The organism is Bacteroides sp. AM54-2NS (genome assembly GCF_003602935.1).
GTDB lineage: Bacteria > Bacteroidota > Bacteroidia > Bacteroidales > Bacteroidaceae > Bacteroides > Bacteroides xylanisolvens.
In genome coordinates this window covers 1-21,519 of sequence record NZ_QTMZ01000067.1, presented here as the reverse complement: position 1 = coordinate 21,519, position 21,519 = coordinate 1, and the positions used below count along the sequence as shown (strand labels likewise).

Annotated in this window: 15 protein-coding genes and 4 pseudogenes; 13 read left to right on the top strand and 6 right to left on the bottom strand. The window is 44.7% G+C overall.

All coding sequences use genetic code 11. The features are described from left to right. Positions 1-129: 129 nt before the first annotated feature. From DXA05_RS23855 to DXA05_RS23815, 9 genes and pseudogenes are all read left to right on the top strand, one after another. The gene (locus DXA05_RS23855) at positions 130-1,140 is read left to right on the top strand and encodes a lysylphosphatidylglycerol synthase transmembrane domain-containing protein (protein WP_032851591.1); all 1,011 of its coding nucleotides are present in this window, start codon (positions 130-132) and stop codon (positions 1,138-1,140) included. A 133-nt stretch (positions 1,141-1,273) separates the two neighbouring features. Continuing rightward, on the top strand, positions 1,274-2,446 hold the full coding sequence (locus tag DXA05_RS23850) for an iron-containing alcohol dehydrogenase (protein ID WP_004314277.1): 1,173 nt from the start codon (positions 1,274-1,276) through the stop codon (positions 2,444-2,446). Positions 2,447-2,665: 219 nt separating this feature from the next. After that, positions 2,666-5,802: pseudogene (locus DXA05_RS23845) on the top strand (SusC/RagA family TonB-linked outer membrane protein). A gap of 8 nt (positions 5,803-5,810) precedes the next feature. Continuing rightward, on the top strand, positions 5,811-7,322 hold the full coding sequence (locus DXA05_RS23840; protein WP_284515683.1) for a RagB/SusD family nutrient uptake outer membrane protein: 1,512 nt from the start codon (positions 5,811-5,813) through the stop codon (positions 7,320-7,322). A 59-nt stretch (positions 7,323-7,381) separates the two neighbouring features. Further along, positions 7,382-8,107, top strand: coding sequence for a DUF4843 domain-containing protein (locus DXA05_RS23835; RefSeq protein ID WP_004314272.1), 726 nt, complete (start codon positions 7,382-7,384; stop codon positions 8,105-8,107). Between the two features lie 9 nt (positions 8,108-8,116). Beyond that, positions 8,117-9,756 (top strand): annotated as a pseudogene (locus DXA05_RS23830) (PKD-like family lipoprotein). A 55-nt stretch (positions 9,757-9,811) separates the two neighbouring features. Beyond that, on the top strand, positions 9,812-10,768 hold the full coding sequence (locus tag DXA05_RS23825) for a fimbrillin family protein (protein WP_004314313.1): 957 nt from the start codon (positions 9,812-9,814) through the stop codon (positions 10,766-10,768). Positions 10,769-10,810: 42 nt separating this feature from the next. Continuing rightward, complete coding sequence (locus DXA05_RS23820) at positions 10,811-13,378, top strand: zinc-dependent metalloprotease (protein WP_008016862.1); 2,568 nt, start codon at positions 10,811-10,813, stop codon at positions 13,376-13,378. Between the two features lie 274 nt (positions 13,379-13,652). Further along, positions 13,653-14,804: an AAA family ATPase gene (locus DXA05_RS23815; protein WP_284515682.1), complete on the top strand. Its 1,152-nt coding sequence runs from the start codon at positions 13,653-13,655 to the stop codon at positions 14,802-14,804. 329 nt (positions 14,805-15,133) lie between these two features. On the opposite strand, the gene DXA05_RS23810 is transcribed toward DXA05_RS23815, so the two are convergent. The 4 genes from DXA05_RS23810 to dnaB all read right to left on the bottom strand — a co-directional run bounded on the left by DXA05_RS23810 (position 15,134) and on the right by dnaB (position 18,079). Beyond that, positions 15,134-15,583, bottom strand: a complete 450-nt coding sequence (locus DXA05_RS23810) for an N-acetylmuramoyl-L-alanine amidase (RefSeq protein ID WP_004314316.1) — start codon at positions 15,581-15,583, stop codon at positions 15,134-15,136. Between the two features lie 72 nt (positions 15,584-15,655). Continuing rightward, a complete protein-coding gene (locus DXA05_RS23805) occupies positions 15,656-15,949 on the bottom strand; it encodes a hypothetical protein (protein WP_008648736.1) in 294 nt (97 codons plus the stop codon). 121 nt (positions 15,950-16,070) lie between these two features. Beyond that, positions 16,071-16,565 (bottom strand): HU family DNA-binding protein, encoded by a 495-nt coding sequence (locus DXA05_RS23800; protein ID WP_004314318.1) that lies wholly within the window; start codon positions 16,563-16,565, stop codon positions 16,071-16,073. 188 nt (positions 16,566-16,753) lie between these two features. Next, positions 16,754-18,079, bottom strand: a complete 1,326-nt coding sequence (gene dnaB, locus DXA05_RS23795) for a replicative DNA helicase (RefSeq protein ID WP_347812621.1) — start codon at positions 18,077-18,079, stop codon at positions 16,754-16,756. Between dnaB and DXA05_RS28130 the strand changes: the two genes are divergently transcribed. Beyond that, a complete protein-coding gene (locus tag DXA05_RS28130) occupies positions 17,960-18,241 on the top strand; it encodes a hypothetical protein (protein ID WP_284515681.1) in 282 nt (93 codons plus the stop codon). The genes dnaB and DXA05_RS28130 overlap by 120 nt on opposite strands. Here DXA05_RS28130 and DXA05_RS28490 read toward each other — a convergent pair. Then, positions 18,180-18,778, bottom strand: a pseudogene (locus DXA05_RS28490) (hypothetical protein). The gene DXA05_RS28130 and the pseudogene DXA05_RS28490 sit on opposite strands and share 62 nt — an antisense overlap. 125 nt (positions 18,779-18,903) lie before the next feature. On the opposite strand from DXA05_RS28490, the gene DXA05_RS23785 reads away from it, so the two are divergent. Next, positions 18,904-19,191, top strand: a complete 288-nt coding sequence (locus DXA05_RS23785; protein ID WP_284515679.1) for a hypothetical protein — start codon at positions 18,904-18,906, stop codon at positions 19,189-19,191. Positions 19,192-19,303: 112 nt separating this feature from the next. Here DXA05_RS23785 and DXA05_RS23780 read toward each other — a convergent pair whose 3' ends face one another. Further along, positions 19,304-19,573, bottom strand: a complete 270-nt coding sequence (locus tag DXA05_RS23780) for a DUF4248 domain-containing protein (protein ID WP_004300655.1) — start codon at positions 19,571-19,573, stop codon at positions 19,304-19,306. A 202-nt stretch (positions 19,574-19,775) separates the two neighbouring features. Here DXA05_RS23780 and DXA05_RS23775 point away from each other — a divergent pair, with 202 nt between their 5' ends. Next, the gene (locus DXA05_RS23775; protein ID WP_004314322.1) at positions 19,776-20,720 is read left to right on the top strand and encodes a site-specific integrase; all 945 of its coding nucleotides are present in this window, start codon (positions 19,776-19,778) and stop codon (positions 20,718-20,720) included. Between the two features lie 372 nt (positions 20,721-21,092). Next, positions 21,093-21,519, top strand: a pseudogene (locus DXA05_RS23770) (hypothetical protein); the annotation flags it as partial.

Here is a 21,519-nt window from a genome sequence, read left to right as displayed (position 1 = left end):
TTTCTATAAACCGGAATGTTAAAACAAAAATATTTTCTTACGGGCATTTTTATTTTATCGGCTGAAAGACAGCCGATAAAATTGGCGTGGCGGAAAATAGTATGGTTACAGATATAAGTCTCACAAATAGTGAAGAACAAGTACCGTAATATATTTCTCGCTTTTGGTATCATTGCCGTTCTGATAATGATATTCACTTTTGATATGGATTATCAGGAGCTTTGGCTGAATTTGAAGCGTGCAGGGGTATATTTACCTTTGGTTTTGTTGCTATGGCTGTTTGTCTACCTTATTAATACAGTATCGTGGTACATCATCATCCGTAGTGGTGGTAAGACGGGGTTTTCATTTGTCCGGCTCTACAAATTCACAGTAACAGGTTTTGCGCTTAATTACGTGACTCCTGTTGGGCTGATGGGAGGCGAACCATATCGCATTATGGAGCTGAAACCCTATATAGGAATAGAACGCGCCACCTCTTCCGTGATTCTTTATGTGATGATGCATATCTTTTCCCACTTTTGCTTTTGGTTAAGTTCAGTGTTGCTTTACGTTTGTCTCTATCCGGTGGGGTGGATGATGGGGATAATCTTAGGAGCTATTACTGTCTTTTGCTTGCTGATTGTTATTCTTTTTATGAAAGGCTATCGGCAGGGGATGGCTGTGGCTTTTGTCCGTATGGGTGGTCGTATTCCTTTTCTGAAAAAGAAAGTATTTCATTTTGCAAACGCGCATAAAGAGAAGTTGGAGAATATAGACAAACAAATTGCCCTTCTCCACCAACAAAAGAAACAAACCTTTTATAGCGCCCTCTTACTGGAATATACCGCCCGTGTAGTCAGTTGTCTTGAAATATGGCTGATACTGAACGTGCTGACCACCCATGTCAGCTTTGCCGACTGCTGCCTGATTGCGGCTTTCTCTTCTTTACTTGCTAATCTGCTGTTTTTCCTGCCTATGCAATTGGGAGGTCGTGAAGGTGGCTTTGCCCTCGCCGTAGGCGGCCTTTCCCTTTCCGGAGCTTACGGAGTCTATGCCGCTTTGATTACCCGTATACGCGAAATGGTCTGGATTGTAATCGGACTTGTACTAATGAAAGTAGGAAATTTTAAACAATCAAAAGAAAGATATTCTGCTTAAATTTATAACTTTGTCTGATCTATAAAGACTCTTATGAAGGGCTCTATAAAAGAACTTATAGAAAAACTTGTCAAAGGAGTTCTATTTGGATCTATAGAAAAGACTGACGAAAAGACCTATAAAGAAAACGACAATGAATAATTTTATCTTTTACAGCCCTACTGAATTCGTGTTCGGTCGGGATACGGAAGCGCAGACCGGAGTGTTAGTACAGAAATACGGTGCACGCAAAATAATGATTGTTTATGGTGGCGGTTCCGTGATACGTAGCGGCTTGTTGGCCCGTGTTGAGAAATCATTGCAGGAAGTAGGTATTCCCTATTGCATGCTGGGTGGTGTACAGCCTAACCCGATAGACACGAAAGTGTATGAAGGAATCGATCTCTGCCGGAAAGAAAACGTAGACATGATGCTCGCCGTTGGTGGTGGCTCTGTGATTGATACGGCGAAAGCCATTGCAGCCGGAGTTCCTTACAACGGAGATTTCTGGGATTTCTACATCGGAAAAGCCATTGTGACGAAAGCATTGAAAGTAGCCGTTGTGTTAACGATTCCTGCTGCCGGAAGCGAAGGTTCCGGTAACACCGTCATCACGAAAGTCGATGGCTTACAGAAATTAAGCCTCCGTGCTCCCGGTGTACTACGTCCTGTTTTTGCCGTGATGAACCCCGAGCTGACCTACACACTTCCTCCTTTCCAAACCGCCTGCGGCATTGCCGATATGATGGCACACATCATGGAACGCTATTTCACCAACACGAAAGATGTAGAAATAGGCGATCGCCTGTGCGAAGGTACCCTGCTTGCCATCATCAAAGAGGCAACTACCGTCATGAAAGACCCCGAAAACTACGGAGCCCGTGCCAATCTGATGTGGTGCGGAACGATCGCCCACAATGGAACCTGTGGTGTAGGTTGTGAAGAGGACTGGGCTTCCCACTTCCTCGAACATGAAATCAGCGCCATCTATAACGTGACTCATGGTGCCGGACTCTCCGTAATCTTCCCTGCCTGGATGACATGGATGACAGAACACAATGTGGATAAGATAGCCCAATACGCCATCCGAGTGTGGGGAGTGGCAGAATCAGACGATAAAAAGGCGGTAGCCCTTGAAGGAATTTCCCGTCTGAAATCCTTCTTTACTTCCATCGGCCTGCCTGTGACCTTCAAAGAACTTGGCATTGAGAATCCCGACATCGACCGCCTTGCAGATAGTCTGCACCGGAATAAAGGTGAATTGGTAGGCAACTATGTCAAATTAGCGAAACAGGACAGCAAAGAGATATACCGTCTGGCATTATAAAAAAACAGATATAACCGACAGCTGCATCATTTGCCTTTTGATAGAGGATAAATGATGCAGTTATTCTTTTTGCTATTGATTAATACCTAAACAGAAGCAAAAAAAATTTGCTTTAATTATATTTTGGTATAATAGTTGTGTAAAATACCTAAAATTCGTGATTGCTCCGTCTATCATATAAGAATACTTTTGCGGGTGTAATAACTATATATATCCGTTATGCAAAAGCTAAATTCCGGGGCTTTGGATAGAATCTTATTGTTTGTATACATTTTATCACTATCTACTAATGCAATAGCCCAAAACAAAAATAATTCAAAAGAGACATATCTTCTTCCTCCACACGGAAATTATGTTTATGGCCGGGTGATTGAGAAACTCTCTAAAGAACCGATGGTAGGAGTGACGATTCGTTTGGATGGTCATTCTACTGGTGTAATTACCGATATAAACGGTTGCTATGTATTGACCCTGCCCGAAAAAGGCGGTCTGGTTATCTATTCCTACATCGGTTTTGAAACCCGTAAAATCAAAGTCACTTCCCGGCAGAAAGTCGATGTGCAGATGGTAGAAGCTACCGAAAGTATTCAGGAAGTGATTGTAACCGGCTATAACTCCATACAGAAAGAAAGTTTCACTGGAAATACCACAAAGATAGAGAAAGAAGACCTGTTAAAAGTCAACCCGAACAACCTGATTTCGGCCATTCAGACTTTCGATCCCTCTTTCAGAATACAGGAGAATCTGGCTGCTGGTTCCGATCCCAACAGCCTGCCTCAATTCGTCTTGCGTGGTCAGACCGGTATCGGAGAAACGACACTTGGGCAGACCTCCACCTCCTCCATTTCGCGGGAAGTGCTAAGCGGTAATTCCAACCTGCCTATCTTCATACTGGACGGCTTTGAAGTCGATGTAGAAAAGATATACGACCTCGATATGAATAGCATCCACAGCATCAATATCCTGAAAGATGCTGCCGCCACTGCCATGTACGGTTCACGTGCGGCCAACGGAGTAATTGTCATTGAACGGCGTGCGCCTGAAGCCGGAAAGTTCCGTGTACAGTATTCCGGAGTACTTTCTGCCGAACTGCCGGATTTATCCTCCTACAATCTGGTGAACGCCCGTGAGAAGCTGGAAACCGAACGCCTGGCAGGACTATATGACAGCAACACCCCGGAAATAGACCCCTATACCAACGGTACTACCAACGACTCAATAATGTACTGACAGGTGTCGATACCTATTGGCTTTCTCAAGGACTACGCACGGCTCTGAACCATAAGCACTCCGTTTTCATAGACGGTGGAGAAAACGACGTGCGCTGGGGGAGTGGAACTGGGATTCAGAGGAACGGAAGGAGTGATGAAACACTCTTCCCGTAAGAATGCCAATGCCGCTTTTTATGTAGACTACCGCATTGGCGGACTACAAATAAAGAACAAAGTGACCTACACTTATAACAAAAGTACAGATGTCCCCTTCAATTCATTCAGCGATTACTCCCATTTACTTCCTTATATGCGTCTGTATGATGAAAATGGCGATTATGTGCGCCGTCTCGAAAAGTTCGACGGGGCTAGCGGCACACAAGTAAATCCACTGTACGAAATCAACTTCTACAACAGCTTCGACCATTCCGGTTATGATGAAGTAACCGATGATCTTAGTCTGAATTGGCGTATCACCGACGGTCTGCGTCTGCGCGGTCAGTTTTCCGTCCTGATGAGAAATTCTACCGGTGATCTGTACAAAGATCCCGCATCGGCCAGTTATTCAGCCAGTACAGGCAACATCAATGGTGAAAAAACAGAATCCACACAAAAGAGAACAGTGATAGACGGAAGCCTGTCACTCATGTACAACAATACCTTCAAGGGACACAATCTCAATATCTGCTTGTCCTCCAACATGAGACAAACGCAGAGCACTGCTTCCGAAACACGTTACCGGGGATTTCCGGGTGGCGACCTTGTCTCTTCAAACTATGCGGCAGAAGTATACGGAAAGCCCAGCAGCTCCGATAATACCACCCGCTTGGTAGGAGCCTTGCTCACTTCCAACTACACCTACAACAATATCTATCTCGCCGACCTTACAGGACGTATCGACGGTTCTTCCGAATTCGGTTCCGATAAAAGATGGTCCATGTTCTGGTCAACAGGAGCAGGAATCAACATTCATAATTATGATTTTATGAAGTCGAATGAACTCTTTTCCATGTTGAAGTTCCGTGTCTCCTACGGACTGACCGGAAAGACCAACTTCTCCCTCTATTCGGCCAAAGATATGTATCAGCTGCAAACAGACAGCTGGTATCCCACAGGCTACGGTGTATTCCTCTATCAGATGGGAAATCCGAACCTGAAATGGGAACGTAAATACACCCTCGACTATGGAGTTGAAATCGGACTGTGGCACGATAAAATCTATCTGAAAGCCTCTGCCTACGACGAGCGTACCATCGACCTGATAACCGATTATACCATCCCTTCCTCTACCGGATTCACCTCCTACAAAGAAAACATGGGAAAGGTGAAAAACACCGGCGTCGAACTGGAACTGCGGGCACGACTTTACAGTGACAGAAACTGGCTCTTCCAGCTCTACGGCAGCTTTGCAAGAAACAAAAACACGATTATTGAAATCTCCCAGGCAATGCGCGACTATAATAAAAGAGTGGAAGAACTGTTCAGCGGATATAACCCCGAAAGCAGCTCCGATTCAAAATATGCTAAAACATACCTGAAATATTACGAAGGAGCCTCTCTGACCTCTATTTACGGGATGAAGTCATTGGGAATCAGCCCCACAAACGGCAAAGAAATCTACCTTCGCCGGAATGGTGACGTTACCGATGTATGGTCTGCCGACGAATGGACCATTATTGGCGATACAGCTCCCAAGGGACAAGGCTCATTCGGTTATACCCTGTCCTATAAACAGTTATCCATGTTTGCTTCTTTCCTCTATACTTTTGGTGGAGATGCTTACAACAATACCCTCGTCTCCTATGTAGAGAATGCCGACATTAAAAATGACAATGTAGATAAGCGGGTATTGCTCGACCGTTGGCAGAAACCGGGAGACATAACCACCATGAAAGATATTCGTGACCGTAATGTCACCACCGGCGCATCTTCGCGTTTTGTACAGAAAAACAATACCCTGCAATGGAGTTCATTGACAATGAGCTACAATTTCCGTCCCGAACAATTAAAGAAACTCCATCTGTCCGGCCTGCGTCTTTCGTTCACGATGAACGACCTGTTCTATTGGTCTACCATCCGTCAGGACGGGGACTGGATTATCCTTATTCGCGTTCATTCAATCTGACTACTAACATCATATTCTAACCATACAAATGAAGAAACTAATCAGCCATATACTAATAGCCCTGACAGGAATGTTAGCCGTTTCCTGCAATGCCTGGCTGGACGTAACACCAGAAAATGCGATAGCCGACGACGATCTGTTTTCCACCGGTTTCGGCTACCGGAATGCCCTGAATGGTATCTACACCAATCTGGCGTCCGACGAACTTTACGGTAAGCAACTAAGCTGGGGATTCCTTAGTGCCATCTCCCAGCAATACAATCAAAAGGCGGGAACCATCTCTCCGATGTATGCCGACGCTTCCGAACTTATCTATAACACGGTCGACACCGAACCCGTCGTGACAGCTATCTGGGAAAAAGGCTATAAAGTGATAGCCAACCTGAACAAGCTCATCGAGAACATCCGGCCCACGGACATCTCTTTGTTCGAATACGGAGAAGAAGAGAAAAACCTCATTTACGCCGAAGCCTTGTCATTAAGAGCCATGATGCATTTTGACCTACTTCGCTTGTTTGCTCCTGCAACGGCAACCAATCCTTCGGGCGCCTATCTTCCTTACCGCGATAAATACGAAGCCGCAGTGGTAGAAAAATGTACCGTTACCGATTTTATCGAGAAAGTCCTGAAAGACCTGCTCGAAGCGGAAGACATTCTGCGTAAGTTTGACACCGAATACCATCCCGAAGCGATGTACGCTTCACAAATGTACGAACCTACTCCCGAATGGAATGCCCGCTACCGCTTCAACTCCGGTTCCTATATAGACGATATGGGAGCATTCTTCTGGTATCGTGGCATCCGCTTCAACTATCTGGCATTGCTGGGGTTGAAAGCCCGTGTCTGCATCTATGCCGGTCCTGCCTACTACAAGAATGCCGAGACAGCCGCCAAAGAACTTTACAACACCTATTACCAGCAGAAACGGTGGATAGGCTTTACAGAAGGAGAGAACATTACCTGCAATCTCAATTCCCGATATACAAAAGTCTCCCACGACATATTGTTCGGCTTGTACAAGAAACAGCTGGCTACGGATTATGAACAGGCCGTATGGGGCTCTTCCTCTTCTTCGTCAACCACCCGTTTGCCGTTGGCAAATATCCCTTCCCTGTTTGCTTCGGACAATACGGGCGTATATACCGACTATCGGCTCACCTACCTGATCGGGACTACCAATGAAACCCAGTCGAAGTATTACACACTGAAGTATAACCCTTCCGTAGAATCAGTAGTAGAAGCAATGGAGAATCCGATGATACCAGTGATCCGGTTCAGTGAAATCTGTCATATCCTGGCGGAGATCAGTAGCTATAATGGCAAGATAACCGAAGGAATCAACTACCTCGAAACAGTTCGAAAAGCCCGTGGAGCTGAACGTACCCTTAGTCTGACAGTCAGCACCCGTGAACAACTGGATGCCGAAATACTGCTCGATATACGGAAAGAAATGATAGGCGAAGGTGGAACCTTCTACACCTACAAACGGATGAACCTCTCCACCGTGCCCGATTCCGACGAGGAGGAGAAATCAACATGACAGGTTCTTATGTACTTCCATTGCCTACCAGTGAAACAACCAACTAATGCCCGGATAAGATGAAACGAATATTGACATATACCATCTTCTGCCTGCTGTTCGTTCTCACCTCTTGCAGTGAAGAGCAGCTGGACGTTTATAATGGAGACAATTACGTCTATTTTACTTACATGAGCGATAAGTCTCCACAGAAAATAACATTCAACTTTGCTACAGATGCACCCTTGCTTCGAGAAGGAACCGTGAAAGTGAAAATGACACTTCTTGGCTACCTGCTCGAAGAAAATGCCACCTGTGATATTTCCGCAGTGGGAGAGAAAAGCACCGCCCGTTCCGGCATCGACTATGCCCCTTTGACCTCCGGCATCTTCCATAGCGGACTGGCGGAAGACACCTACGAAGTCACCGTCTATCGCAATGAAGACCTGCTCAACACAGACTACACCCTTACCCTTTCACTGGATGCAGTGGAAAACTGTCTGGTGGGTCCGGCAGAATACAAACACGTCACGATTCAAGTGACCGACCGGATTTCCCAACCTGTTTGGTGGAACCAGAGTTCGGCAGCCAATCTGGGTACTTATTCGGATATGAAATACCGTGTTTTTATCATTTTCATGGATGGTGAGATACTCGAATCATTGGATAAATACACCGGTATTGAGTTTGTCAACCTGATAGCCGACTTCAAGGCCTGGTGGAAAGACCAGTGGCAGCAAGGCAATTACCAATATTATGATACAGACGGAGTGACACCGCTGTATGAAACCATTCTCGATAACTGATAATAAATTATGAAGCGAAAAACAATACTATTCATTTCAATCCTGCAGCTTCTCGTGATAACCGGCTGTTATGACGATTTGGGAAACTATGACTATACAAACTCTACCAAAGTTTCTTTTGTGAACTCCGCTTCATCGGACTACACGTTTATGGTAGGCGACCTTTTCGAGATGGATGCGCCCATCAACTTCTCAACGGACATCGGGAATGTTGATGAACTTTTCACCGTTCAATGGTATCTGAACCGTGAACTGATCTACACAGGTTATCATCTGAAGTATCAGTTCGAAAAAGGCGGAACGTACGAACTGATACTGAAAGTCATCAATAAGGAAACGAATGAAACATACATCAGCAATAAATATACCTTGACGGGAAAGAACAGTTTCGACTGGGGCTGGATGATTCTCTCCAACAAAGGAGACGGAAAATCTTCTTTATCTTTCATCAATCCCGGCCTCCGGGCTACGCACGATGTAGAAAACATCATCGAAGATGGTCTGGGTACAGACCCGCTCGGGATCTATTACTATTATGTATTAGGCTCTATCTCCGGTTCCTACGTGTCAGGTTTGCCGAAAATCCTGATAAATCAGGGTAGTGGAAGTGTCACGCTAGATGGCAATTCGTTGCAAAAAGACATGTGGCTTGCCCACGAATTTGAAAACCGTAAAGAGCCGGAAGGCTTGAAGATAATGGACTTCGCATTCAAGGAAGAATATTACGTGATTTGCTCCGAACAGGGGGAAGTGTATATCCGTGCCGTAGGCACTGACAATAAAGCGATTCCTTATTACGGGAAGTACGGCGCCATGCCGTATGAGTTTGAGGGAGGTAGCCGTATCACCTGTTTCGCACCGTTCCACAACGTCACTTATTGGTGTGCCGACGAAGAACGTTGTATCTTGTATGATGAGCAAAATGCCCGTTTTATCGGCATTACACATTATCCGCAGTGGGGAGCAGTTTATACTCCTGCCATCGTCTACTTCAAAACATACGATCAGGATTTGGAAGTTCCCTCCGGTGTGTTGCGGGTGAACAATATGGGAGCGGGAACCCGCTGCCTGGCAATAGGGGCTTACGAAAAGAAAGATGTACCTCCAACGGCGGGCTGACATTTTGGTCAAACTACGTGTCGCTGATTGACGTGCAGGGAACCGGAAATTATGATTTGCACGAGTTTGCCGTAAAAGACATGGATAATAACTCTCACCTGATAACCGGTACGGATCAATACGGATTCAGCGGCAGCTCCTTATTGACTCCGCAAAGTGTCATTAAGATGTCCTCCAATTTTGAAAAGAACCCTTATTTCTACTTTACCGATGGAGATAAGAATCTCTATATATACAGTATGCAGATGCGCAGTCATATGCTGGCTTACACAGCAGGCAGCCGTATCACCGGCATCAGTGGAAGTCCTGTTGTTTGTGAGTTTTATGGCTATGGGGGAAATAGCACTGATCCGAATTTCCGGCTGGCACTTTCGCAGGAAAATGGGGATATCGCCATCATCGATGTAAACACGAGCCAGATGGTACGTCTCTTCGAAGGTTTTGCTCCCGATTTGGAATTGAAGACTTTTAGCGGGTTTGGCGATGTGAAAGGCATGGTATGGTGCACGAACTATGAAGGAGAATATTAATTGGAAAAAGAAAATAACCTATCAGTAAATAATTAATCATTTAAACGAGAAAAGTATGAAAAATAGACTGTTTTATTTTGCTGCTTGTGTAGCTTTAGTATTGTCTTCAGTAAGTTGCAGCAGTGACGATGGTGAAGAAGAAGATGCAGATATTCCCGTAGTGGGGAAAATTGCTGTTTCCGGTGCTTATAATGTGTATTCCCATGGAAGCCAGGGATGGATTGAAGCGGACAAGATAGGAATATATGTGTTGTCCGATGGCAAACCGCAGGATAACTTGCCGTATGCTCCGTCGGAAGTAGCGGTGGCTACTACTACAGAATTGGATGGTAAAACGTATATAGTATATGATCGTGATAGTCGTGTGACTGAAGATATTACGCTGAATCCTTCTTCCGAACTTGCTGCAGGATTTAAGGGTGGCGATCACACTATTTATGCCTATACGCCCTATAACGCAGCTTCACAAGATTATAAGGCTGTCGCTTTGCCCAACTTAGCTGTGCAGGAGTATTATGAATCAGAGTTTATGCCGCATCGTAATTATAGCTTTGCTTATGCTTCGGCTACTACATCTAGCTATTCTGCTGCAACTGTTTCTTTGGGAGAATTCAAACCATTGTTTTCTCAAATCACTTTACCGGGTGCGGGATGCCCGGATTCTTTTGTCGGTAAGAAATTTACTAAAGTGGTGGTGAGCTGTGACCATCCGATTGCCTACGAAGATGGAGCAACTGTAGATTTGTCGACAGGTAAAATTTCCGGTACTCCGATAAACAGTATTACTTATAATCTTCCTAATGGCGGCTTCGAGATAACTGCCGGGTATTTTGGTGCCAGTTTGGAGACCTGTTATATGATGATTGCCGTACCTTTTGAAACAGGGCTAACTTATACCTATAATTTTACTTTGACAATTGATGGACAGGAATATACTATTTCAGGCAAACCGAATGAAAAGATGTCTAGTATCAACAACTTAAATATGTATGGCATTGCCGGTATCGAATAATTATTATCTTTGTATCTGTATATAAATATTAAAAAAGAAAGCATGAAGAAATTAGTTTCAATTCTGATGATTCTGGCAATGATCGTTCCATTGGCCGGAGCACAATCGACGGACATCTTCAAGAAAAAGAAGAAAAAGAAGAGCAAGACGGAAGCGGTGGATAAAGCCAAGGCTGACTCCATTGCCAAGAGTAAGAAAGATGCTCTGCAACCTTACGCAAAAGTAATCACCGGCAAAGCCAAAACAATGGACGGCTTTTTTAAAGTGCATTACGTAGATGGTAAATATTTCTTCGAAATAGCCGACTCTCTTTTCGGACGTGATATTTTGATTGTGAACAGAGTTGTGAAAGCACCGGTAGACGCGCAGAAACGTAAAGTAGGCTATCCGGGAGATTACATCAGCGACGAAGTGATCCGTTTCGAGAAAGGACGCGGCGACAAACTGTTCGTGCGTGAAATCTCTTATCTCGAACATTCTGCTGATACACTGGGTATGTATCAGGCCGTATTGAACTCCAATGTTCAACCCATTGTGGCCACCTTCCCGCTGAAAACTGTCCGTAAAGAAGGAGAAACTACCAACTATGTGATCGACATGACCGACTATATCCGTAAGGACAACGAAATGTTTTCATTCACCAGCCGGGTGAAAGACAACATCGGAGCGAGCAGCATGGTAGACGACGCCAGTTATATCGACACACTGAAAGCCTTTCCGCAAAACATCGAAATACGTACCGTGCGTACCTTCCAGCGGAAGAAAGGAGGAGGCAGTGGACTTGAGAAACTGCTGGCAGCTTTCTTTGCCACCTCTACCACTCCGTTGACTTACGAACTGAACAGCTCTATGCTATTACTTCCCAAGGAACCGATGAAACCGAGATTGCACGACGACCGGGTAGGTTACTTTGCTGTGAGCTATAAGGATTTTGACGAGAATCCGCAAGGAGTGAAGTATAAAGCGAATATCACCCGCTGGCGTCTCGAACCCAAAGACGAAGACCGCGAGAAATACCTGCGTGGCGAATTGGTGGAACCAAAGAAACCGATTATCATTTATATCGACCCTGTCACTCCGAAGAAATGGGTTCCGTACCTTATTCAGGGAGTGAACGACTGGCAAGCCGCTTTTGAGAAAGCAGGATTCAAAAATGCAATCTTCGGCAAAGAAGCACCGACGGACGATCCTACCTGGAGCTTGGAAGACGCCCGCCATTCGGCTATCGTGTACAAGCCTTCCGATATTCCGAACGCAAGCGGACCTCACGTGCACGACCCTCGCAGCGGTGAAATTCTTGAAACGCATATCAACTGGTATCACAATGTGATGAGCCTGCTTTACAACTGGTACATCGTGCAGGCAGGAGCCATTGATCCGGGAGCACGCAAACCGATGTTCGACGATGAACTGATGGGCGAACTGGTACGTTTTGTATCTTCCCACGAGGTGGGACATACATTAGGACTGCGTCATAACTTCGGTTCTTCCAATACCGTCCCGGTAGAGAAACTTAGAGACAAAATATGGGTGGAAGCCAACGGTCATACACCGTCTATCATGGACTATGCACGCTTCAACTATGTGGCACAGCCGGAAGACAACGTTTCACGTTCGGGAATATTCCCCCGTATCGGTATGTATGATAAATGGGCGATTGAATGGGGCTATCGTTGGATGCCTGAATATGAAACGGCGGAAGCCGAAATACCTCATTTGAATAAGTGGATCATTGAGAAGCTGCGGGAGGACAAACGCTATACGTTCGGAACGGAACTCGACAGAAACGATCCCCGCAACCAGAGTGAAGATTTGGGAGATGATGCCATGCTGGCAAGCTCGTATGGAATCAAAAACCTGAAACGTGTGATGCCTGAAATCATGAACTGGACTTATGAACCGAATGAGGGTTATATGAAAGCTGTCCGTTTGTATCAGAATGTGGTGGGACAATTCGACTTGTACATGGGCCATGTGGCTACCAATGTGGCCGGTATCTACCACAATCCGATTTCTGTGGAACAGACAGACATGAAAGCGGTGGAATATGTTCCGAAGGATATTCAGAAGAAAGCGGTCGACTTCCTGAACAAGGAACTGTTTACCACACCGACCTGGCTGATGGATGATAAACTGTCCGAAAGAACTGGTATCAATACTTTCAATTCGATCTACCGTGTACAGAGCAGTACATTGAAACAACTGCTTAGCAGCCGCACACTTGATAAGATGACGGACAACGAACTGGTCAACGGAGCGAAGGCATACACAGCCAACGATTTGTTCCGTGATTTGAAGAAGAGTATCTGGAGCGATATGCAAGGAGGAAAGAAACCGGATGCTTCCCAACGTAGTTTGCAAAAGACTTATGTCAATGCGTTGATTGGAATGCTTGATAAACCGAAGAACAGTTCCGGTTCGCTCGGAAGTCTGGGTGGTTATTCGCTCGTAGCTTTCGATTTCCCTTCTGAAGCACCGACTATTGCACGCGGACAGTTGACTGATCTTAGAAGAGACCTGACCAATGCGGCAAATGCTTCCAGTGGAATATACAGAAGTCATTATCTGAACTTGAAAGCGTTGATTGATGCTGCATTCGACGTGAAGTAGAAAAATAATTTACGATTAAGTTCATTTACGATTAGACGATTTACGATGTACGATTGGAGTTAGTACATGGTAAGTCGTCTAATTTGTAGATTAGCTGATTGTAAATACGTTCTTTTTGCCCCATATTTACGACAGTATTAGGTGGCTTTGCCCCATTTTTGAAACATGAACGATAGACTTTTGCCCCATCTTTGAAACAAAATCAATGGTATTTTGCCCCATCTTTGGAAATTCTTTATAACTTTGTTGCTGAAAATCAATAAATTTGTGGTTTATGTTTAAAAGAGATATCTTATTTCATCTGGAAAGATGGAAAGACGATACGCATAGAAAGCCTTTGATATTGCGTGGAGCAAGGCAAGTCGGTAAAACAACGGTAGTCAACGAATTTGGAAAGCAGTTTGACAATTACCTGTATTTGAATTTGGAGAAACGGGAGGCAGCATCCTTGTTTGAGTTGAATGTATCTCTAAAAGATTTGATGCCTTTATTTTTTGCACATTGTGGAAAGATAAGGAATGAAGGAACTATATTACTTTTTATTGATGAAATTCAAAATTCAGCAAAGGCAGTAGCGTTATTACGCTATTTCTATGAAGAATTACCTGATATTTATGTAATTGCTGCCGGTTCATTATTAGAAAACCTGATAGATGTACGTGTTTCATTTCCGGTGGGAAGGGTGCAATATATGGCATTGCGTCCTTGTTCATTTCGCGAGTTTCTGGGTGCTGTTGGAGAAGAACCTTTATTATCCGTTTTAGATAAGCCTGAAATCACTCTCGCTTTCCATGATCGTTTGATGTTATTGTTTAATATCTATACGTTGATTGGAGGTATGCCGGAAGTTGTGCAACTCTATGCGGAGCGCAGGGATATTTTATCCTTGGAGTCCACTTATGAAACTCTTTTGCAAGGCTACCGGGATGATGTGGAAAAATATGCTTTGGGAAAACAACTTCCGGAAGTGATTCGCTTTATATTAAAAGAAGGATGGCATAAAGCTGGACAAATTATAACTTTAGGAGGATTTGCTGGTTCGTCTTATAATGCTCGGGAAGTGGGAGAGGCTTTTCGTTTATTGGAAAAGGCGATGTTGCTGGAATTAGTTTATCCGACTACGGCAACGGAAGTTCCGGCCACTCCTGAAATAAAGCGTATGCCCAAACTGGTCTGGTTAGATACAGGATTGGTGAATTATGCGGCACAAGTACAGAAAGAGGTTTTGGGAGCAAAAGATATAATGGATGCTTGGCGTGGTATGATAGCGGAGCAGATTGTAGCGCAAGAACTGTTGACACTGACAGATAAAGTCAGTCAGAAACGTTGTTTCTGGGTGCGTAATAAAAGTGGTTCTAATGCAGAAGTCGATTATGTGTGGGTGCAGGATCTATGGTTTATCCCATTGAAGTCAAATCAGGCATAACGCCCACTTGCGTTCCTTACATTCTTTTATGAATCACTCTAATCAGACTGTTGCAGTCAGAATATGGTCGCAGCCTTATGCTGTGGATGAGGTAAAGACGGCAGACGGAAAAGAATTCAAATTGATAAATCTACCTTTTTACCTCGTTGGAAAATTAGACAGCATATTGCGTCGGTTTGAAACAACCTTTGATAACGCGTAGTCTAGCAAAATCATAAGTTAAAGATTAGGCACGGATTACATAGATTTCACGGTTAGTGCTATGCTTGTACAAAGCAACCGTGAAATCCGTGTTATCCGTGCCTAAATTATAATAAAGCTATTTTTTTTTAGACTTTATCCCAATCCGTTTCAGCATTAAAACAGGGACAGGCCTTGATCCATTCTTCCGGTTCTATTTCGCCGTTTCCGTTCAGGTCGGGACTTAGATCCCGATGTCCGCAGATCCGGCAATTCGGATAATCTTTCAATAAAGCGAGAATCAATACCCGGAGCGAATGTTTCTGCCATTCGGTACGGGTATCTTTCGGTTGTCCTTTGCAATCGAGTCCGCCCTCATAGCAGATACCTATACTTTCTTTGTTGAAACCGCGGCTGTGCGCACCAATTCGTTCTATCGGACGGGTAGATTTTATATCCCCGTTCTTGCGGATATAGAAATGATAACCCGTTCCGTTGAATCCTCGTCTGCGATGACAGACGTCCAGGTCATATTCTGTGAAACTCTTGTCTTCGCGCGTAGCGGAGCAATGGATTACTATCAGGTTTATAGTTCTCATGAATGGATTAAATAGATTGAATAGGTTCTGTAAATTGCACAGGTTCCATAATTTGCATTAATTGAATCATTATCATGCCTCTGCTGCACTACGTTGTGCACATTCCTTATTAATACATTGTAAGGCAGCAGCCTGTGCCAGCTGATCTCTTAATGAGAATATCTCCGTATGCATCTCTTTCACTTTCGAGCTAAGGTCGAAATAATCCTTCAACACTTTTTCCAATTGCTGCATCAGAAAAGTATATTGGTCTTTCACCAGTTCGCTGAACTCTTTTACTTCTTGCGCCATTACTTTGCGCTTTTTGCGATTACTGCCCAGAAAGGGCAGGATCGTCATAATGATCTCTATGATTTTATCGAGCATTTTAATAAATTGAGGATTGAAAATTGAGAATTAAAAAATAAATGTAGAAGAAAACAGAAACCGCATGGAGAGTAACTGTAGAAATCACTCTGTAATACCCATGCGGCACTGTTTTTAATGATTAAGCTGCCGGGTCCGGAGCTTCTCCGCTTCCACCGCTACCGCTGTTTCCACCATCCGCGTCTTCTCCGTCACCCTTTCCGGCCAGGATGAAATCGACATTATTCTCGCCTCGGGTAGTGGCATGACTCGTATTCACCAGCTGAAGTGCCTTGTCTGCCACAAAACGAACATTTACTCTGCGGATATTGCGCACCGTGCAATCCTTCTCCTTTTCCGCCCCTTCGCTGCTCAACGTGATATGGAACGTGCCCAATCCGTCGATCTTCACCTTGTCGCCCTGGGTAAGCGACAGGCGCAACTGCTCAACAAAAGCCTCGATGGAATGCTTCACATCTCCTGCTGTAAGCGATGAGTTCGCTTCGATGGCATCGGCCAGCTTGTTGATGTCCATCACTCTCACTGTACCCGATTTCTGGCGTACATAATACAACATCTGTGAATCCGGCTGATTCACATACTTTCTGCGCTGATAGCGCTCCACTAATACATTCATACAATTAAAAAAGTTAAGGTTTAAGTAATAATATTTTCTGTCCTTGTTGACATTACAAATATACGAAATTTGAAAGGGAAAGTCAAGTATTTTGCTATTTATTTTATATCAATAATGAAATAAAAAAGAAATTCCATACAGCTATATATTGTAATATAAAATTGTATGGAATCGGGGTGAATCTGTATCTATTTAGCATGTTTCAGCATGTATTCCAGCGGTGGGACGTATTCGGTGATTTTTGTCATTGCCGAATTATGCCTGAAGTATACGTTTCCCGTCTCTCCGTTGCGTTGTTTGGCTATGATTGCTATGCCTAGTTCTTCGGTAGGGTAACCGCTTTCGCGGTCGGTTGTTATTCGTGCGAGGGCGGGGCGGTAGAGTAATATCACGACGTCCGCATCCTGCTCGATTGCGCCACTTTCGCGGAGATGTGCCAGTTCGGGGCGGCCTGCGGGGCGGTTTTCCGATTCGCGGTTTAGCTGGCTAAGCAGTACCACCGGTACGTTTAGCTCTTTGGCCAGCAACTTCGCTTTGCGGGTGGCTTGTGCCACTTCCTGTTCGCGGTTGCGGTTGTTTTGGCCGGTTGTCATGTCGCAGAGTTGCAGGTAGTCTATAATGATCGCGTCGCACGCATGTTGGCTTTGCAGCAGTCGCGCGCTGGATCGTACGTGTTCCATGTTGACCGAGGTGCTGTCGTCTACGTGTATCGGCAGACGTTTGAGGTCGGCGGCTGCCGTGCGTGCCTCTGCAAGCTCTTGCGGGCTGACGGTTCCCGACCGCCAATGGCGGGCACTGACTTCGCTGGCTGCTGTCAGCCATCGGTCGGCCAGTCTTTCTCCTTGCATTTCGAGGCTGTAGACGGCTACGGCATGTCCTGCCATGGCTGCGTTTCGTGCCAGATGTAGTGCGAATGCCGTTTTTCCTACGCCGGGACGGGCGGCGATTACCACTAGTTCGCCGTTTTGGAGTCCGGACGTCATGCGGTCCAGGTCTGCCAGTCCGGTAGGGATGCCGGTCACTCCGTTTATGTTGTTGGCAATACGTCCTTCGGCTTCGGTCATGGTGGCGGTCATCAGTTCATCCATGTCCCGCATGTGGTTGTTGTGGCCGAATTCGCCTTCCAGACGGTCGAGCAGGTTGTGCGCGTCCATCAACGAGTCGTCGATGTCCATCGTTTCGTCTAGCGAGCAGGCGAGTAGTTTGTTGAATCCCAAGGTCATTTCGCGTCGTAGATATTTCTCGTGTACGATCTGCGCGTGATATTCGAGGTGGGCGGAAGTCGCCACTTTGCTGCTCAACTGGGTGATGCCGAACGCTCCGCCCGCCTCTTCGAGCTTTCCGCGGTGGGAAAGCTCTTCTTTTACGGTGAGGATGTCTATTTTCATTCCGGCGTGGTACATAGCCAGTATGGCGGCGTAGATCAGTTGGTGGCGCAGGACGTAGAACATTTCGGGGCGCAGCTTGTCGGCTATCAGTGGTATAGCCCTCTGCTCTATCAGGCAGGCGCCGATGATGGCTTCTTCTATTTCGGGAGCTGTGGTGAAACTCTGTTTTCGGTATTCATAATCAGTGTTTGTTTAATCAGTCTTCGTTTAATTGGGATTCGTTTTATCAGTATTCGTTTAGGAAAGCTTTGTTGGATAAATAGCTGGCGGCGTGGAGCAGGTAGTTGATGTTTGTTTGGTGGAAATAATATCTTCTACCTTGTCGATGGCGAGTTGCTGTTCCTTGTCGCTTAATTTTTTCCATTCGCGTTGCGCTTTGGCGATGTTTTCTTTGGGAAGCTGCGTGATGCTGTGAAACTCATTCCAAAACAGGCGGAACTTCTCGTTGACGGCTTTCTTTTTCTGCTTGCCGCTGTCGGGGGCTCCTACCCATTTGTCGTATTCGACGACACGGATATGCAGGGACGAGTTGTTGGGATGGGGGACGATTTCGATGATCCCCAGGATGGCAAGGGCGTGTATGAATCGGAAGGTTTTTCCGACAGACCAGCGGAAAATGCGGCTCTAGTCGCGGTAGCTGAACATGCTTTCGCCTCTTTTGCACAGGTAGTCTTTGTGCTGCCGGTCGCTGTATAACGTGTCCGAATAGTTTACTTTCATCAGGATTTTCAGGAGCGCTTCTATTTCTCCGGCTTCTATGTTCGGGTCTTCTATCTGTTGTTGTAGCAGGGCTTTGGGGATAATGAGAAAACCATGTTCCATCATGCTTCAAAATTGAAATTGTTCATTGGGTTATCGTTTTAAATTTCTGTAAAGGTACGCCGTTCTTGTGCGATGCGCAAGGGGTGTGGTTCCGTGCGGACGGGTGTGGATGAATAAAGGGTGCCGCGATGCGCAAATGGCTGTTTTTTTCTTCTTTCATGAAGCCGGGGAAGGAGTGGGGATGGAACGAATGCTCTGTTGGTGGTTGGCGGAGCTTCTGTTGGTGGTTGGTGGAGCTTCTGTTTGTGACTGGTGGAGCTTCTGTTGGAGAAAAAACAAAGCCTCGTTTGGGGGGATTCGAAGGTCTTGTTTGTAGTGAAAAAACGGTCATTTTTGCCGAACGCTTTGTGGAACGCTTTTTTCTTTCTGTAAATAGCTGTATGATTGGTAGTTATCTTCGTTTTGAAAAAAAGTGATGAACGCAAAGTGGAATACATAATAAACAATAAAAGATAAATGATATATTTAAAAATATATAGTTCGATTTTCCTTTTATTTCTTGTCCGTGTTTTCGTTTTCTGTTACGCGCTAAACGTTTGTCGGCAAGTCAATGTGGGGAGGTCCCCAGTGTCGGTAGATGATTAGCTGCATTTCAGGACTGACATCGATTGTTTGGCTGGTGTAATACGCAGCAACCAGTTGTTCGTTCAATGTCTTGTTTGCTTTAATGCGTTTGCGCATTTTTTTGCTGGCGGAAGAAGCGTTTGCCAGATCGGGAAAATACTCCTTCGCCAATTCGGAGAAATACTTGAATCCATTAATGCTGTAGCGTTCGGCAGCTGGTTCATTGTTGTTCATAATTTTTTTATACTTTAAATGGTTAAAATAATATGTTGTTTGAAAAATTGCGCAAATGTATGAAATTTACTTTGATGATTAATGTAAATGTTTTAGTTTTTATTTTTTAGATTTTATGTATGTAAATTTTTGAAGATATATTTTTGTATTTTACTAAAGTAAAATGTGGGAAAAGTAAATATTAATTATTAATTTATTTTTAATGAAAAAGGAAAGTTTTACTTTGTTTATGAAACAAGTGGCTGTTGATTTGCAGCAGAGTGGAAATTTAGGGACTGCTCATGTATACAGAAGTACGTTGAATGCGATTCTTACTTTTCAGGGTTCCGATCGTTTGTCGTTTCGGGAAATCACTCCGGAGTGGCTGAAGCATTTTGAGGGTAGTCTTCGTGCACGTGGGTGTAGTTGGAATACGGTGTCTACGTATCTTCGCACGTTGCGTGCGGTTTACAATCGCGCTGTCGATCTTCGGAAGGCATCATACGTGCCGCATCTTTTTCGCTCCGTATATACAGGTACGCGGGCAGACCGCCGTCGGGCATTGGATATGGAGGATATGAAGAAGGTATTTGCCCGTCTGTTGCAGTCGGACGCCATCACTCCTGCCATGAAGGGGGCGCAGGAGTTGTTCATTCTTATGTTCTTGCTTCGGGGACTGCCTTTTGTCGACTTGGCTTATTTGCGCAAGAGTGATCTCCGGGGAAATGTGATTAGTTATCGTCGTCGTAAAACGGGACGTCCGTTGTCTGTGACGTTGACGACGGAAGCGATGTTTCTTTTGCAAAAGTATATGAATCGGGAGGAACAGTCGCCTTATTTGTTCCCGATTCTTCATAGTGACGAAGGTTCGCCAAAGGCGTATAGGGAATATCAACTGGCATTGCGCAATTTTAATTATCAGTTGGAATTATTAGGAAAGGCATTGGGACTCAAAGACCGGTTGAGCTCGTACACCGCCCGCCATACCTGGGCTACGACTGCGTATTATTGCGAAATTCATCCGGGTATTATTTCCGAAGCGATGGGACATTCGTCCATCACCGTGACAGAAACTTACTTGAAGCCTTTCCGAAATAAGAAAATTGATGAAGCAAATATGCAGGTACTTGATTTTATAAAACGATCTGTGGTCGGTGTAAGTGCTTGATTTTTATTCTGTTACTTTGTAGGTAACGGGTTGAAATATCGGTGCAAATATGAGCATATTTCTTAAAACAACCAAACGAAATCATACATTTTTTCTAATAAACTACTCAAAACAGGAATTAAACAAATAAAACACGCGGATTCTTTGTATTAGGGCTTTGTTAACTTCTAAATTTTGCAAAAGGTCTCCCGCCCCTCTGCCGCTTCTAAGAAGCAGGGGTAAAAATGTAATCGCATATTGTTTCATTTTTCCGTATTGACTACTCCAAAAGAGCAGGAACAAAGGTTTCTCCGTTACCTACAAAGTAACGGGCGGTCTATTATTGAAACTTAGTGTTTAATAATATATTATTAATGTAATTTTTAAGTAGTTATGAAGAAAAATTTTGTTAGGGTAATGCTTTTCGGGGCATTGACGCTTGCTACTGTCACTTATGTAGGCTGTAAAGACTATGATGATGACATCGACAATCTGCAAACGCAGATTGATGCCAATGCGGCAGGTCTTGCTGAACTGCAAGCAAAAGTGAATGCAGGTAATTGGGTAACAGACATTAAAAGTATCACTGGTGGATTTGAAATTACTTTCAACAATGGAAATAAATATTCTATTGTGAATGGTAAAGATGGATCTGTCGTTGAAATTGGAGAAAATGGAAACTGGTTTATAGACGGTGTTGATACTGGGAAACCGGCACGAGGTGAAAAGGGTGAGACCGGTGCTACTGGTCCTGTCGGTCCTGTTGGCCCCGAAGGTCCTGTTGGTCCTGTTGGCCCCGAAGGTTCTGTTGGTCCTGTTG